Raw genomic sequence first — 16,079 nt, forward strand, 5'->3', positions numbered from 1 at the left:
AATACACCAACACATCCAGATTTCAGCAGAAGGGAGCCCCCGACATGCCTCAAGAGCCGAAGAAGAGCCGCCAGACTACCAAAGATCCTGTAGAAACCTCCGTGCCTGCACCGCTTCCGCTGAAGCTCTCCCTTGAGGATAATTTACAGGAGTTCAGCCGCCGGATCGGCAGCAGCTCGGATATTGTCATCCGCCATTATAAGAGTGAAGCCAAGCCTCCACTTACCCTTGCCTTCATTTATATTGACGGTCTGGTCAACGCAGATACGGTCAACCAGGCGGTGCTCCAGTCTTTGATGGAGAACAGCACGCTGAACGGAGATAGCATTACCACAGAAGCTGCCTTCAACCTAATCAAGGAGCACATTCTGCCGGTTGGGGGAGTGAAGGAGGCCCGGACCCTGGAGGTGCTGCTGCCCCTGCTTTTTGACGGCTATACCCTGATTCTGTTCGAGGGGCTTCAGGTCGCACTGGCCGCCGACACCTCCGGCTGGGAGAAAAGAAGCATTAATGAGCCGACCTCCCAGGGGGTTATCCGCGGGCCCAAGGAAGGCTTCACCGAGAGCCTGCGCACCGGGACCGCCATGCTGCGCCGCCGCCTGAAAACTGCTGATCTGCGGATTGAGGAATATACCATCGGACAGCGTACCGGGACCGGAATTGCCCTCGTCTATCTGAAGGGCCTTGCCAGTGAACAGGTGCTGACCGAAATCCGCCGCCGGCTGAACGCCATCAATACCGACGCCATTCTGGAGAGCAATTATATTGAAGAATTCATACAGGACGGCGGACTGACGCCTTTTCCCACCATTCAGAATACCGAACGTCCCGACGCCATGGCCGGGGGCATTCTGGAAGGCCAGGTGGGGATTGTCATTGACGGCACCCCCTTTGCCCTGCTGGCCCCGTCCACCTTCTTCAACTTTTTTCAATCCAGCGAGGATTACTACCAGCGGTATGATATTTCCTCCTTTCTGCGGCTGATCCGCTACGGTGCGTTCTTCGTCTCTATGCTGCTGCCTGCACTTTATATTGCCGTTACTACCTTTCACCAGGAGATGCTGCCGACCACGCTGCTGATCAGTCTGGCTGCCCAGCGGGAAGGCGTTCCGCTCCCCGCCTTCGCAGAGGCACTGCTGATGGAGCTGACCTTCGACGTCCTGCGTGAAGCGGGGGTACGTATGCCGCGGACCATCGGACCGGCTATCTCTATCGTCGGTGCGCTGGTGCTGGGGCAGGCTGCCGTTCAGGCCGGGCTGGTCTCAGCGGCGATGGTCATTGTGGTTTCTTTTACCGCCATCTCGAACTTCGTGATTCCGTCACTGGCCATCGCCAACTCCATCCGACTGATCCGCTTCGTGATGATGTTCATCGCTGCCTCGCTCGGCCTGTTCGGCATTATGTCCTTCCTGATGGTGCTGCTGATTCACATGGCAGGCCTGCGCTCCTTCGGAGTTCCCTATCTGTCTCCGGTAGCGCCGATGATTCCGCGTTATCTGAAGGATATCTTCATCCGCGTTCCGCTATGGGGCATGAATATGCGTCCCAAGACCAATCTGGGCAAGGAGACCCGCAGACAATCACCGCACCAGAAGCCGCAGCCGGCTGAAGACGCAGCCAAGCCATCACCGGCACAGCCTAAGCCGCAGGGAGAGGGTCCAGCATGAATGGAAAAATCGGCACCACGCAAGCCGTCCTGCTTGTCGTCAATACCATACTGCCGACAGCTACCGTCGTGCTTCCTATCATTATCAGCACCTATACTGAGCAAGACGCTCCGCTCGCCATTATTCTGTCTACCCTGGCGGGTCTGCTTATTGCCTGGATTGTCGGAACTGTGATTCAGAACAGCAACGGCGCTCCTTTTCTGGACTGGGTCGGGGAGAAAAGCTCTCCGGTAGTGTCCGTGATCCTCGGTCTGCTGATGCTCCAGTTCTACCTGGACACCACGGCAACCATTCTGCGTGAATTCGTTAATTTCCTTAAAGACAACGTCCTGATCAACACCCCGATCACGGTGCTCGTCATTCTGATTCTCTTCATCACCATCTATATGGTAAGGCAGGGCATTGAAGCTATCGCCAGAGTGAACAGTCTGGTGATTCTGCTCTATCTGTTCTTCGTACCGCTGTATCTGCTAGGGCTGTACAGCGACCTGAATGTGCATCATCTGCTGCCCATGTTCGACCATAGTCTGGCTGAGATCACCCTGGCGAGCCTGACACCGACAGCATGGATGTCTGAGGTGGCGGTGCTGCTGTTCCTTGCCCCTTATCTGCAATATCCTCAGCGGGCTAAGATTATCGGTTGGACAGGCCTGCTGTTCGTTGCAATCCTGATGATGTTGATTCTGATCACCGCCCTGATGGTATTCGGCCCGGAATTCATTAAGCTGAGTGCCTACCCCGGCTTCGCTACCATCAGCATCCTCCGGGTCGGCCGGTTCATAGAGAAGCTGGATATTCTCTTCATCTCTTACTGGGTGCTGTCGATCTATCTGAAATTTGCCATCTTCCTGTTCGTGACAGTGGAGTGCTTCAAGCAGACGTTCCGGGTCAGCAGCAGCCGGCCCTTCATTGGAGCTCTAGGTCTGATTATTGCCCTGGAATGCCTGTTCTCCTGGCAAAGCTCAGCCAAGCTGAACAACTACAATCAGGAAGGGCGGTTCGTGGTCTTCTTCCTGTTCAACGTCCTGGTGCCGCTGGGCGCGGTACTGCTGAACAGGTTGCACAAGGCCCGGTCTAAACGGAAGGGGCTGGAGACATGATGAACAAACCGGGCACCCTGCTGCGCCTCCTGCTCTGCCTCCCGCTTCTATCCGTTTTGCTCTCCGGCTGCTGGGATGACCGGGAGCTTAACGAGCTGGGCATTACCTCCGGCTCCGCCTATGACTGGGAGGATAATCAATGGAAGGCGACTTATCAGGTCATTAACCCCTCCTCAGGTGCCAGCGGGATGGGTGGCAGCGGAGGAGGCAGCACCAGCTCCCCGCCTTTCCTCACCTTCACCGTCAAGGGGCGGACGATCATGGAAGCCATTGAACGAACGAATCTGACCAGTACGCGGGAGATGTTCTTCTCCCACTCCAGAATCACCGTCATCGGCGAGAGCCTGGCCAGACACGGGATCAATCAGCTGATTGATATGTTCCTGCGCAAGCAGGATGCCAGAGAGACGGTCTTTGTCTTCATCTCCCAGGGCGATGCCGGGATGATTCTGGATCAGCTGATGCAAATGACCAAGAATCAGGGCGCCGGCATCCAGCTTATGATCGAACAGGAATCAAGGCTCTTGTCCTACTATCCGGGAACCCGGCTGTATGAGCTGGCGATGGCGCTGTCCTCCGAGTCCAAAAGCGCGGTGTTGCCGGAGATACTGCTGACCGGCTCCCGAACGATGGATGAGACCAGTGAGACCGCAGTTACCGACCTGCCCTCGCGGCTTGCGCTGGGAAGGCTGGGCGTCATTAAAGGAGATACGTTCGCGGGCTGGCTCAGCCAGAAGCAGGCGTTTGGGCTTTCTTTTCTGACCGATAACATTGATTCTGCCACCATCGCCTTCCCCTCGCGGCCGGCAACAAGCGACAAGCTGGATGCTTCCTTCATCCTGCAGAATTCGGCCACCACCGTCCACCCTGTCTGGGACAAGGATCATTATGTGATGGAGGTTAACGTCAAGGGCAGCGGTGTGCTGACGGAGCTTGGCAGTGTCATGGATCTGAACGACCGCAAGGCGATCAGTGAAATGGAGACCTCGCTGGAGCAGCGGGTGCTGGAGCTAATGAATAACGCCTGGGCGGAGGTCAAGCGGCTGGGGGCAGACGTCACCGGATTTGCTGTGAGGGTACACCGGAGCGATCCGAAGCGCTGGAAGCAGATTGAGAAGGAGAAGAGCTGGGACAGCGTCTTTCAGGAGATTGAGCTCCGCCCGCAGGTCTCCATCGAGATAGAACGGACCGGACTCAGTAATAAATCATTCAAGTCTGTCCAGCAGAAGTAAGGGAGCATATCTATGAAAATAGCTATTACTCTTCTACTCTATGCGCTTGCCTATGGTTGGGGGTGGACGAAGCTACGCGGAGAAGAGCGCCGCCGGCGACGGCTCTTACTTGGCTGCATTATGGGGTACGGGGCGTATCTTAATCTATGCGGAATTACCAATACCCCTCATGTATCGCTGGGCAGCCTGTATACGGCGTTCTTCCAGCCTGTCGGCAGAGCCATTATCTATTGGTTAGGAGGCTAAAGATGCAATCATGGTGAACAAAGAACAGGTCTCTTCCCTGCAGATTGCGTTCATGATTATGCTGTTTGAAATCGGCAGCACGCCGCTGTTCCTGCTTGGGGGCACCGCTAAGCAGGATTCCTGGCTGGCGATGTGTGCAGGTTCAGCGGCGGGCTTCGCCCTTCTCCTTGTGCTGATGTGGATTCAGCACCGGTCTCCGGGCACGGACCTGATCGGAATGCTTAAAGCTCATTTTGGCACAGCTCCAGGGGCGTTCATCGGCGCGGTCTACAGCCTGTATTTCGCCTATCAGTCCATGCGCAATGTCCGCGACCTCGGCGAGCTGACGGCGATGACCATGCTGCCGAGAACCCCGATGGCCATTACGATGCTGGTGTTCGTGCTGCTGGCCCTATATGCGATCTGGAAGGGGGCGGAGGTTGTCTTCAGGCTGCCTGAGGTGCTGCTGCCGGTCATGCTGTTCTTCTATTTCCTGCTTGTTGTGATGCTTAGCATCATGGGGGCGATTGATCTCAGCCGTCTGGCGCCGGTGATGGAGGGCGGGCTGATGCCGGTCCTGCAAGCGGCACTGCCGGAGATCGTCTCATTTCCCTTCGGGCAGATGATTGTTTTTCTGATGCTGTGGACGCTATGGGAGAAGCCCGGTGTGCCTGTAAAATACACAGTGAACGCCTATCTGCTCATCAGCGCATTCCTGATCTTCATGAACGCGCTGAATGTGGCCGTCCTCGGCCCGGCGATAGCGGGAGTGAGCCAGCTGCCTTTTCTCAAAACCGTCCGGGTGCTGTCCAATCTCAAATTTGTCGAGCGGCTTGATATTCTGGTCACGATCCAGCTCTTCCTGGGGCTGCTGATCAAGATGATGCTCTTCTACTTCTGTTCCGTAAAAGCTCTTGCAGAGCTGACCGGCAAACCGGCCAAATGGTGGGTCTTCCCTATGGGGGCAGTCATCTACGGCTCCTCATTCCTGGAACGGGATTACACCCAGCATATCGCCGTCGGCCTGGGGCCGAGTCTGAAGCTTGACCCGCTCTTCCAGGTTGCCATTCCGCTGCTGCTGGCCCTGTCGATCTGGGTGCGGGGCCGGTTACAGCGTTCAGCTTGAAGCAGAGTGCTCCGGCTGCTGGTCGAACTTCAGATTCTGCGGCCCGGACGGAAGGTTCTCCGCACCTGTAGAGCCATCCGTTACGGGAACATCCTTGCCTACTTCCTCGAATTCACATTCCCCCAGCCATACCTGTCCGCTTCCGCTCAGCAGAATTCCGATATTGATCACATCGGCTTCGGACGGAATATCCATGACGCAGGCATAGTGGTTCCATTCTGTGGTTCCTTGTATGCTCCGGTTCTGCATGTTGTCAAATGCCAGCATATTCTGCTGATGATCATCCACCCTCATCCACAGGCCGCTCCAGCCGGTGACATCTTCCGTTCTAACGAACCCGGAGAAGCGCATCCGTCTCCCCCGATACTCTCTTGCCTGAAACTGCTGCATCAAGGTTCCAAAACCATTGTCGTCCTGCGCAGCCTCTTCTTTGGAGTGAAGATGCATCGAGGGACTTGTCTTATAGCAGACGCGGCGATCGATCTCGACCTTATATTTCTCCTGGTGGGTACCTGTAATATACCAGCCTGTAATCTCTGACATTGTAAATACCTCTCTTTCTTGAATCAATAGTCTCACCTGCGATCTGTACTGAGCAGGCGGCAAATCATAAATTTCCTTGAAAGCTCTTGTAAAAGCCTCCTGGCTCTCAAAGCCGCACTGCAGCGCAATCTCAAGAATACGTGTCTCGGAGTACAGCAGGAGATTGGCTGCTTGGCTGAGACGGCGGGCCCGGATATATTCATGGACATTTTTGTTCACATATTTCCGAAAAATCCGGTGAAAATGATATTTGGATAACCCCGCTGCCTTAGCCACCTTCTCCAAATCCAACTCCTCTTCCAAATGCTGCTCAATAAATTCGATGCTCTTGTGAATCAACTGATAGTGCATGACTCTCACCCCCTCCACAACTCAAAGTATATAGCAGACACCGGAAATACTTTTGATAAATCTTGCTGTATTTATCTTTCCCTAGGGAAACATTATTGTTGCAAGGACAAATTTATTTACGTATACTAATCTTGTGGCAGGATGCAATATTCTGTGCCGTGCACAATATACTATACAAGTGCATATTTCATACTTAAGGATAACTATAACTATTCATTCATTATTCATACGAAAGTGGGAGAGCTTATGGCCGGAGCCGTAATTCCATTGTCTGAAGCTACGAACGGCAGCACGCTGCGGATCAGCGGCATCGAGGTCCAGGGTGTGCTGCGGAGAAGACTGCTTGATCTCGGATTTGTTGCCGGGAACCGCGTAGAAGTGCTGCGGCGCAGCCCGCTTGGAGACCCTACGGCTTACCGGATCAGCAATACGACCATTGCCCTGCGGCGCGAAGAGAGTTCCCTCATTTATGGCGAACTGATTGGAGGCGGAGAAGGATGAGTGAGTATACCGTCGCTTTTGCCGGCAACCCCAATACAGGCAAGAGCACGCTGTTCAACCTGTTGACCGGCATGCGCCAGCATACCGGCAACTGGGCCGGCAAAACCGTAGTCACCGCCGAAGGGCGGTTCACCCACAAGGAGCATACTTACCGGGCCATTGACCTTCCCGGCACCTATTCGCTCTACTCCAATTCCGCCGATGAAGAGGCGGCCCGGGACTATATTATTTTCGAGGAGCCGGATGTAACGCTGGTGGTTCTGGATGCAACGTCGCTGGAGCGCAACCTCAATCTGGCCCTGCAGGTGCTGGAGATAACGGGACGCGCCGTAGTCTGCATCAATCTGATCGATGAAGCCAAGCGGCTGGGCATTGATATTAATCTGAAGCGGATTGCAGAGCGGCTCGGGGTGCCTGTCACGGCCATTTCGGCCCGCAACGGGATCGGTATTGAAGCGCTGCTGGATCAGATCGCACGCGTAGCGACCGGTGAATTCAAGGCTGAGCCGCTGAAGATCACCTACAACGATGAGATTGAGCGGGGCATTGCCGAGCTGATCCCGATGGTGGAGCAGACGGTCGGCGCAAGGTATCCGGCACGATGGATTGCCCTGCGCCTGCTGGACGGTGACCATAGCCTGCTGGCTTCCCTCAAAGCCCATATGAGACGCAAGGGTACATCTGTAGCGAAGGAGGTGGCCCGCCATGGAGTCACCGCATGCCATTAACGGCCAAGACCCGCTCGATTCCCTGCTCGCTACTGCGAAGAAGCTGGCAGACAAAGGGGCGGTCCGCGACGAGATCGTCAGCGGAATCTACGGCGTATCGGCCGGAATCTGCAGCGATGCCGTTACTTATCACGACAAGAAGAAGCTGGGCAGCACCTACAAGCTGGATAATATCGTCACCTCGAAGATCTGGGGCTTCCCTATTATGCTCGCCGGTCTTGGTCTGGTATTCTGGATTACCATTGCCGGAGCCAACTACCCTTCCGGCTGGATTGCCTCCCTCTTCAGCTGGATCGAAGGCTATCTGACCGCCGGCTTCGAGGCTGTTCATGCCCCGGCCTGGCTGCACGGCGTTCTTGTGCTGGGGCTGTACCGGGGCACCTCATGGGTCATCAGCGTTATGCTGCCGCCTATGATGATTTTTTTCCCGGTGTTCGCGCTGCTGGAGAATTTCGGCTATCTGCCCCGGGTCGCTTTTAATATGGACCGCTTGTTCAAGAAATCCGGGGGGCATGGCAAGCAGGCCTTGACGATGTCGATGGGCTTCGGCTGCAACGCTGCCGCTATTCTGTCCACCCGCATTATTGAATCGCCCCGTGAACGGATGCTGGCCATTCTGACCAACAACTTCGTCCCTTGCAACGGCCGCTGGCCTACGCTTATTCTGCTCTCCTCCATGTTCATGGTCGGGGCGGCAACCACCGGGGCACTGCGCACCTTCGCGACTGCGCTGGTGTTGATGGGTATCGTGCTGATTGGAATTATCGTCACCCTGAGCGTATCGTGGATCATGTCCAAAACCGCGCTGCGCGGTGTGCCTACCCACTACACCTTGGAGCTGCCGCCTTACCGCCGCCCGCAGATCTGGAAGACCATTGTCCGCTCCTCCAAGGAAAAGTCCCTCAATGTGCTGACCCGCGCCATCATCGTGGCCGCTCCGGCAGGGATCATCACCTGGATTCTCGGCAATGTGTTTGTCGGCGGTGAGAGTGTGCTGAATCATATGGCGGCCTGGTTCGATCCGTTCGCGCAGCTGCTCGGCATGGACGGCTTCATTATTATGGCCTTCATCCTCGGCCTGCCCGCCAATGAAATTGTGCTGCCTATCCTGCTGATGGGCTACATGTCCTCGGGGGCCATGGTCGATATCGAAGGTCTCGGCAGCATTAAGGACATCTTCCTGAGCCACGGCTGGACCTGGCTGACGGCGCTGAATATGATGCTCTTCTCCCTGCTCCACTATCCTTGCGGCACTACACTCGTGAACATCTACAAGGAGACCAAAAGCCTGAAGTGGGCCGTGCTCTCCGCCGTCATCCCGCTCGCTATCGCTATCGGCGTGACCTTCGCGGTGGCTTCGGCAGCCCGGCTGTTCAGCTGGGTTTGAGCGCAGGGGAGCTGCGGGATGGGCTTCGAGTGAAGTAAGAGCGCAGGCTTTTTAGGCAGACCGTTATTCGCTCTAATGGGCGATTAACGGTCTTCCTTGCGCTGGCATATTGTATTCGGTTTTTCGAATACATTCGGTCCACGGGCCCTGCGCTGGCACATTGTATGCTGTTTTTCGCACACATTCGGTCCACGGGCCCGCGCTGGCACATTGTATGCTGTTTTTCGCACACATTTGGTCCACGACCCTACGTGCTGGCACATTGTATGCTGTTTTTCGCACACATTCGGTCCACGGGTCCTGCGCTGGCACATTGTATGCTGTTTTTCGCCTACATTTGGTCCACTCGCCTCCCGCACTGCCCATTGTGTTCGGTTTTTCGACTATATTTGGTCCACGCGCCTCTGCTACGCCCAATGTGATCGGTTTTTCGACTACATTCCGCCCACGTGCCTCTGCCACGCCCAATGTGATCGGTTTTTCGATTACATTCCGCTCACATGCCTCTGCCATGCCCAATGTGATCGGTTTTTCGATTACATTCCGCTCACATGCCTCTGCCATGCCCAATGTGATCGGTTTTTCGACTACATTCCGCCCACGTGCCTCTGCTACGCCCAATATGATCGGTTTTTCGACTACATTCCGCCCACGTGCCTCTGCCACGCCCAATGTGATCGGTTTTTCGATTACATTCCGCTCACATGCCTCTGCCATGCCCAATGTGATCGGTTTTTCGACTATATTTGGTCCGCACACCCCCGTGGTTACAGGAGTTAACGGGCAAATAGGGACACCTGCTCCTCTGCTATTTGACTCTCCCTCTCCCTACATGTTAGGGTGATTTGGAAGCTATTATTTTCCGGGAGGGATTGTTCATGACAGCAGTGAAGCTCAGTATTGATTACGATGGATTTGAGGAAGGCAAACGGATGGAGACGGAGATTGAACGCTTAAGCGAAAGTCCTGAAGCCGCCGGGCTGACCAGCCTTACGATTGGCGACTGGGGACAAGCTTACGAGAACACCTCGGAGGAAGCCGTCCAGGCCCTGGTGAAGCACAGCGCCAGCTTCCCTGCGCTGCGCAAGCTGTTCATCGGGGACATGAGCTATGAGGAATGTGAAATCTCGTGGATTAACCAGACCGATCTCTCGCCGCTGCTGCCCGCTTATCCTGAGCTGCAATCCCTGACTGCACAAGGCGGTACCGATCTGCGTCTGAGCCAACTGCAGCATGACAAGCTCGAAGAACTCATTATTATTACCGGCGGACTCAGTAAGGCCGTGCTGGCGGACATTGCCGCTTCTCGCCTGCCGAATCTGCGCAAGCTGGAATTATACCTTGGGGTGGACAATTACGGCTTTGACGGCGGGCTGGAGGACCTTCTGCCGCTGATCGAGCCCGGGAAATTCCCTAATCTAACTTATCTTGGACTCAAAAACAGTGAGATCCAGGACGAAATTGCCGCAGCCCTGGCGGATGCGCCGATTCTGGACCAGCTCCATACCCTGGACATGTCACTGGGAACGCTTAGCGATACCGGCGCAGAGGCGCTGCTCGCCAGCGAGCGGGTGAAGGGACTGAAGCTGCTCAACCTGAGCCATCACTACATGTCTGACGAGATGATGCTGCGCCTGAAGAACAGCGGATTGCCGGTGGATGTCAGCGACCAGCAGCAGGCCGATGACGATGATGACTGGCGCTATCCGTCAATCACAGAATAATGCAGCCCGCAGCACCGCTGATTGTCTTCTGCCAGCCCGGCGACCGGCGCTCAGCCGGTATCCAGCAGGCGCGCTCGCGTCTCGGGATGCCACCGGCGCTGCTGATTCCCTACGCCGGGCTGCTGGAGGGCCAGCCGCTGGCTGATCTGCTTACGCTGGCTGTGCAGCGGCAGATTCGGGACGGAGGCCCGGGGCAACCGCTGCTTGAACAGTGGGAATCCTTGCGCGACTACAGCAGCGGGCCCTCCGAGCGGGAGTCCGCTAGCGGCAGCTCCAGCGGGCATCCCACACAAGAGTCCGCTGGCGGCAGCTTCAGCGAATCCTCCGAAGCGGAAGCGCAGCGCCTGCTGCCGGATTCTCCCGGCGGCAGCTTCAGCAGGCACGCTGCGCCGGAATCTGCAGCGTGCCCGCCACTGCTGCGGCTGGAGTCCCCCGGCGGCAGCTTCGCGCTGGAGCGGGCGCTTATCGCGCTGGGCGCACCGGATGCGCCGGACGCGGATGACTCGCTGCACCCGTTCGGGCAGCAGCCGGACCTGAGGCCGCTAAGCTTCCAAGCGGCCTCCGCCCTGAAGGACCTGCCCGGCGTGCTGCATCACCCGTCCCAGTGGTTCCGCGGCTACTGCCGCCTGCTGGCGCGGCTCCGGCAGGAGGCCGGGCAGCTTCTGCCCGCCTCCCGCTGGACCAACGATCCGGCGGAGATCGCAGCCATGACGGACAAGCGCCGGACCCAGCAGATTCTCGCCGAGTCCGGCGTGTCTGTTCCCCGGCCGCTTCGCGGCAGCGGCGGACAAGTCCCCGTGGACTATGCTTCCCTGCGCGAGCTGATGCTGTCGCAGCGGATGCACCGCGTGTTCATCAAGCTGGCCAGCGGCTCCGCCGCGTCCGGCGTGATTGCTTATCAGCTGAACCCGGCAACGGGAGCTGAGTCAGCGGTTACCACCATCGGGGTCGAGAGTTATATCACGCGGCCCCCGGTGTATTATAATTCCGGCAAGCTGCAGCGTTATACCGATTCTGCCCGCCTTGCCGGAATCATTAACTGGCTCTACCGCCACGGCGCCTATGCCGAGCAGTGGATTCCGAAGCCCGGCAAGGACGGACATTCCTTCGACATCCGTCAGCTGGTTGTCGCTGGTGAAGCCTGCCATGCAGTCGCCAGAGTCAGCACCACACCGATTACGAATCTGCATCTGCGCAGCCGGCGGATGACTCCGGCGGAGGCCGGGCTGAGCGAGGCACAGCAGGCAGAAGTACGCCGGACAGCGGAGGCTTCGCTGGCCGCTTTTCCAAATTGCTCGGTTGCGGGCATCGATGTGCTGGCGGGAAGCTCCGGGCGGATGTATACGGCAGATGTGAATCCTTTTGGCGACTTATTGTACGATGTTGAATACCAAGGCTGCAGCACCTACGAATGGGAAATGAAGCAGCTGTCTTAGGAGGAATCCGGCCCCATGACCGATATGAACGCCATTGTCGGCACCCACGATATCTTAATGATCACACTCGATACTCTGCGCTACGATGCGGCTGTGCCGGAGGAGGCGAATTGCCCCAACCTGTGCGGCAGCGGTCCCTGGGAGAAGCGGCATACCCCCGGCAGCTTCACTTATGCGGCCCATCATGCCTTCTTCGGCGGCTTCCTGCCCACTCCGGCTAACACGAATAAGGCTGAGCATGTGCGCCTGTTCCACTCCAGGAATACCGGGCTGAAGACCCATCCCCATACCTGGCTGTTCGATACACCGGATATGGTGTCGGGGCTGGCAGCGGCGGGTTATCAGACGGTGTGTATAGGAGGCGTAATCTTTTTCAGTAAAAAAGTGCCCCTCGCCCGCGTCCTCCCCGGTTATTTCCAGCAGAGCTATTGGCGGATGACCTTCGGGGTCACGAACCCGCGCTCGACGGAGCATCAGGTGAATCACGCGCTCAAGCTGCTAGGCAACACCCCGCTGGACCAGCGGCTGTTCCTGTTCATGAATGTCTCGGCGATCCATGGCCCGAACCATATGTTCCTGCCGGGTGCGCGCAAGGATTCAGTGGACAGCCAGCGTGCAGCGCTGCGTTATGCCGACGGAGAGCTTGGGCGTCTGTTCGATGCGTTCCGGAAGCGGGGTAATCCGGTGTTCTGTCTGGCTTTTTCCGATCACGGCACAGCTTACGGCGAGGACGGCTATCAGGGCCACCGGCTGGCGCATGACACGGTATGGAATGTTCCGTACCGGGAATTTATTGTATAAGCATGGAACTGAAATTCGATCCCGCACAAGGAAGGAGAACGTATGACGTCCATCCGGCAATCTCTGCATCACATGAACCAAGACGGACACCCTCCCTTCTCCGCTGGGGAGCTTCAGCAATGGAAGGAGCAGATCACGGCCCATCCTTACCGCAATTATCTCTATTCCTATCCGCACAAAACCGCTTACCGCGAGTTCGCGTCCCCCCTTCCTTTAGAGCAGCTGTGGCGGGACGAGCCTGCGGAGAGTTTGTTCTTATATATGCATATTCCGTTCTGCGGCGCGCGCTGCGGCTTCTGCAATCTGTTCACGCTGCCTGATAAAAGAGCGAATGTACACGCCGAATACGTGGATGCGCTGGAACGGCAGGCCCGGCAGTGGGCAGCCTTCACCCGTCACAAGCCTTATGCGCGCTTCGCCATCGGCGGCGGAACGCCCAGTCTTCTTGCTCTTGCGGAGCTGAACCGGCTGTTCAGGATTGCTACGGATATCATGGGAGTGGATCTTGGGACCACCTCCATCTCCGTGGAGACCTCACCCGAGACACTGACGGAGGAAAAGCTGACGATTCTGAAGGAGCATACCGTGGACCGCGTCAGTATGGGCATCCAGAGCTTCGTAGCCGCCGAGTCGGCTGCGATCTATCGCCCGCAGGACCCCGAGGTGGTCTACCGTGCGTTGGAGCTGCTGGGGCAGTTTGATTTTCCCATTCTCAATCTGGATCTGATCTACGGACTCCCGGGGCAGACGGTGGACTCCTGGCTCTATTCGCTGAACCAGGCGCTATTGCATGAACCGGAGGAAATCTTCCTCTATCCGCTCTACACCCGTGAACATACGATTGTGAAGCCGGGCGACCTGGTGAACCAGCTGGATATCCGTTACGAATGCTATGAAGCGGCACGTGCAGTGCTGGCAGAGCGTGGCTACCGCCAATACTCGATGCGCAGATTCGCCAAGGAGGATGCCGGGACCGGCAAGAATATTCTCGACTACAGCTGCCAGGAGGAAGGGATGGTCGGCCTCGGCTGCGGCGCGCGTTCCTATACCCGGAATGTTCATTATGCCTCCCGCTACGGCGTCAGCCGCAAGGCCACGGAGAGCATCATCGCGGATTATGTTGCAGCCGAGCGTTATGATACGGCCGATTACGGCATCGTGCTGAGCCTGGACGAGCAGAAACGGCGGTTCATTCTAAAAGCAATCCTGCACAGCGAAGGACTGACAATTGCGGACTATAACCAGCGGTTCGGGACTACCCTATGGGAGGATCACCCCGAGCTTGGCCTCTTGGTACAGAGCGGGTTCGCTACGGATGATGAGGGCATTCTGCGGCTGACTCCAGATGGGCTGGGCTACTCCGACTCCATCGGTGACTGGTTCATCTCCGGTGAGATCCGCGAGCAGATGAAGGAGTTCGTCCTGCCATGAAGGCAGTCCTCTACTACCGGGGTTCCCTCTCCTCCTGTAATTATGACTGCCCATACTGCCCCTTCGGCAAAACCAAAGACAGCGCCGCCACCCTCGCCAAAGACCGCGCAGGTCTTGAGACCTTCGTCCGCTGGGTAGCGGAGCAGGGGGCTGCAGGCCACCGCCTGTCTATTTTTTTCAATCCGTATGGCGAGGGCTTGACGCACCGCTGGTACCGGGATGCGCTGATCACGCTGTCCCATATGGAGCATGTGGATAAGGTCGCCATCCAGACCAATCTGTCTGCCCGGCTTGATTTCACCGCTGAACTGAACCCGGCCAAGGTAGCCTTCTGGGCAACCTATCATCCGGGTCAGGTCAGTGAGGAGCGGTTCCTGGCGCAGTGTATGAGCGTATACCGCCGGGGGATTCCTTTTAGCGTAGGCAGTGTGGGGGTGCATAGTGCCTTCCCGGCTATCTCCTCGCTGCGTGCGGCCTTGCCGGAGGACGTGTATCTGTGGGTTAACGCCTACAAGGACAAGCGGGATTATTATACGGCGGAGGATATTAGCTTCCTGAGCGGGATAGACCCGCATTTCCAGATTAATGCCATGGACTACGACAGCCTCGGCGCCAGCTGTAATGCCGGCAGCAGCGTATTCTACGTGCAAGGCCCCGGCCTGGTGAAGCGCTGCTACAAGGACCGTGCGGTCATCGGCAACCTCTATCGTGACGGACTGGAGGGGCTCGCTGCCCGGCGGAGCTGCCGCATGAAGGTCTGTGACTGCTATATCGGCTATATTCATATGCCGGAGCTTGGCCTGGAGCAGATCTACGGCTCCGGCCTGCTGGAGCGGATTCCTTACGGCGCAGGGAGGACAGAGTAATGACTACTGGTAAGCTACAAGCACACAAGACCTCTGCCGGGTTAACGATTTGGCTTACCGGTCTGTCGGGAGCGGGCAAGTCTACGCTTGCCGCGCTGCTGACAGACCGGCTCCGGGAACAGGGGCAGGCGGTGGAATGGCTGGACGGCGATGAACTGCGGCGCAGCTTGGGCCGTGGACTCGGCTTCAGCCGTGAGGACCGGTTCGAGAACATCCGCAGAGCGGTCTACCTCGCCGGAATGCTGAACCGGCATGGCGTGATTACCGTGGTCTCGGTAATCAGTCCTTATGCTGAGATGCGCAGCTATGCCCGGCAGGAATTGCCGGGCTTCGTCGAGATCTATGTGGACTGCCCGCTTCCCGTCTGTGAAGCAAGGGATGTCAAAGGGCTGTACGCCAAGGCCCGCTCCGGTGAGCTTCCGGCCTTCACCGGGATCTCAGACCCTTATGAAGCTCCGGCTGACCCGGAGTTGACGCTGCACACAGCGGAGCGTACACCGGAACAGTGCATGGAAGAGCTGATCAGCTGGCTCACAGAGCATCGGCTGTATCGGCTGTGATGGAATAGGAGCATACAGAATAAGGAGGGGCATTATACCCCTCCTTTGTTTATTTAGCGTGTATCCGGGGAATTCAAGCGCACTAATGCACCTCATTCGCTCGTTTAGTGCGCATCTGGGGAATTCAGGGGCACTTGTGCACCTCATTCACTCGTTTAGCGCGCATCTGCTGCATTCAGGGGCACTTGTGCACCTCATTCACTCGTTTAGCGCGCATCTGCTGCATTCAGGGGCACTAATGCACCTCATTCGCTCGTTTAGCCAGCATCCGCTGCATTCAGGGGCACATTGGGACAAATCGTATGTGAAAAACAGGCATGACAAGACAGAGGCCTTGTCACCCCCAGGAATGAAAATAAGTGGGTGGCATCCGTCGCATCCATTCTAAATGAGGCTGGAGT

At 57.0% G+C, this 16,079-nt stretch carries 15 protein-coding genes; 14 read left to right on the forward strand and 1 reads right to left on the reverse strand.

All coding sequences use genetic code 11. The annotated features are described in order from the left end of the window. Window positions 1-44 precede the first annotated feature (44 nt). Genes J2Z70_RS28815 through J2Z70_RS28835 form a run of 5 tightly spaced genes read left to right on the forward strand, consistent with a single transcriptional unit; the run spans window position 45 to window position 5,350 of the window. Window positions 45-1,667: a spore germination protein gene (locus J2Z70_RS28815; protein ID WP_209878809.1), complete on the forward strand. Its 1,623-nt coding sequence runs from the start codon at window positions 45-47 to the stop codon at window positions 1,665-1,667. Continuing rightward, complete coding sequence (locus J2Z70_RS28820) at window positions 1,664-2,767, forward strand: GerAB/ArcD/ProY family transporter (RefSeq protein ID WP_209878812.1); 1,104 nt, start codon at window positions 1,664-1,666, stop codon at window positions 2,765-2,767. Before J2Z70_RS28815 ends, J2Z70_RS28820 begins: the two co-directional genes overlap by 4 nt. Then, entirely contained in the window at window positions 2,764-3,999 is a 1,236-nt protein-coding gene (locus J2Z70_RS28825) for a Ger(x)C family spore germination protein (protein WP_245368596.1), read from the forward strand. Before J2Z70_RS28820 ends, J2Z70_RS28825 begins: the two co-directional genes overlap by 4 nt. 12 nt (window positions 4,000-4,011) lie before the next feature. After that, window positions 4,012-4,245, forward strand: a complete 234-nt coding sequence (locus tag J2Z70_RS28830; protein WP_076079529.1) for a hypothetical protein — start codon at window positions 4,012-4,014, stop codon at window positions 4,243-4,245. 10 nt (window positions 4,246-4,255) lie between these two features. Continuing rightward, window positions 4,256-5,350, forward strand: a complete 1,095-nt coding sequence (locus J2Z70_RS28835; protein WP_209878814.1) for a GerAB/ArcD/ProY family transporter — start codon at window positions 4,256-4,258, stop codon at window positions 5,348-5,350. Here J2Z70_RS28835 and J2Z70_RS28840 read toward each other — a convergent pair. Next, window positions 5,342-6,244 carry a helix-turn-helix domain-containing protein gene (locus J2Z70_RS28840; protein WP_245368597.1) on the reverse strand — a complete coding sequence of 301 codons (903 nt, stop codon included), beginning with the start codon at window positions 6,242-6,244 and terminating at the stop codon, window positions 5,342-5,344. The genes J2Z70_RS28835 and J2Z70_RS28840 overlap by 9 nt on opposite strands. Window positions 6,245-6,490: 246 nt before the next feature. On the opposite strand from J2Z70_RS28840, the gene J2Z70_RS28845 reads away from it, so the two are divergent. The 9 genes from J2Z70_RS28845 (at window position 6,491) to cysC (ending at window position 15,678) form a co-directional block, all read left to right on the forward strand. Beyond that, on the forward strand, window positions 6,491-6,745 hold the full coding sequence (locus tag J2Z70_RS28845; RefSeq protein ID WP_036723378.1) for a FeoA family protein: 255 nt from the start codon (window positions 6,491-6,493) through the stop codon (window positions 6,743-6,745). After that, entirely contained in the window at window positions 6,742-7,473 is a 732-nt protein-coding gene (locus tag J2Z70_RS28850; protein ID WP_209878816.1) for a FeoB small GTPase domain-containing protein, read from the forward strand. The genes J2Z70_RS28845 and J2Z70_RS28850 overlap by 4 nt, the downstream gene beginning before the upstream one ends. After that, window positions 7,451-8,860, forward strand: coding sequence for a ferrous iron transporter B (locus tag J2Z70_RS28855; RefSeq protein ID WP_209878818.1), 1,410 nt, complete (start codon window positions 7,451-7,453; stop codon window positions 8,858-8,860). The genes J2Z70_RS28850 and J2Z70_RS28855 overlap by 23 nt, the downstream gene beginning before the upstream one ends. 878 nt (window positions 8,861-9,738) lie before the next feature. Next, a complete protein-coding gene (locus J2Z70_RS28860; protein WP_209878820.1) occupies window positions 9,739-10,584 on the forward strand; it encodes an STM4015 family protein in 846 nt (281 codons plus the stop codon). After that, entirely contained in the window at window positions 10,584-12,020 is a 1,437-nt protein-coding gene (locus tag J2Z70_RS28865) for an STM4014 family protein (RefSeq protein ID WP_209878822.1), read from the forward strand. Before J2Z70_RS28860 ends, J2Z70_RS28865 begins: the two co-directional genes overlap by 1 nt. A 15-nt stretch (window positions 12,021-12,035) precedes the next feature. Further along, entirely contained in the window at window positions 12,036-12,821 is a 786-nt protein-coding gene (locus J2Z70_RS28870; protein ID WP_209878824.1) for an STM4013/SEN3800 family hydrolase, read from the forward strand. Window positions 12,822-12,893: 72 nt separating this feature from the next. Beyond that, on the forward strand, window positions 12,894-14,252 hold the full coding sequence (locus J2Z70_RS28875; RefSeq protein ID WP_209878843.1) for an STM4012 family radical SAM protein: 1,359 nt from the start codon (window positions 12,894-12,896) through the stop codon (window positions 14,250-14,252). Beyond that, on the forward strand, window positions 14,249-15,118 hold the full coding sequence (locus J2Z70_RS28880; protein WP_209878826.1) for an STM4011 family radical SAM protein: 870 nt from the start codon (window positions 14,249-14,251) through the stop codon (window positions 15,116-15,118). The genes J2Z70_RS28875 and J2Z70_RS28880 overlap by 4 nt, the downstream gene beginning before the upstream one ends. Beyond that, entirely contained in the window at window positions 15,118-15,678 is a 561-nt protein-coding gene (gene cysC / locus J2Z70_RS28885) for an adenylyl-sulfate kinase (protein ID WP_209878828.1), read from the forward strand. The genes J2Z70_RS28880 and cysC overlap by 1 nt, the downstream gene beginning before the upstream one ends. The last annotated feature ends 401 nt before the right edge of the window (window positions 15,679-16,079 follow it).

Origin of the sequence: Paenibacillus silagei (assembly GCF_017874735.1) — a bacterium.
Taxonomy (GTDB): Bacteria; Bacillota; Bacilli; order Paenibacillales; family Paenibacillaceae; genus Paenibacillus_AQ; species Paenibacillus_AQ silagei.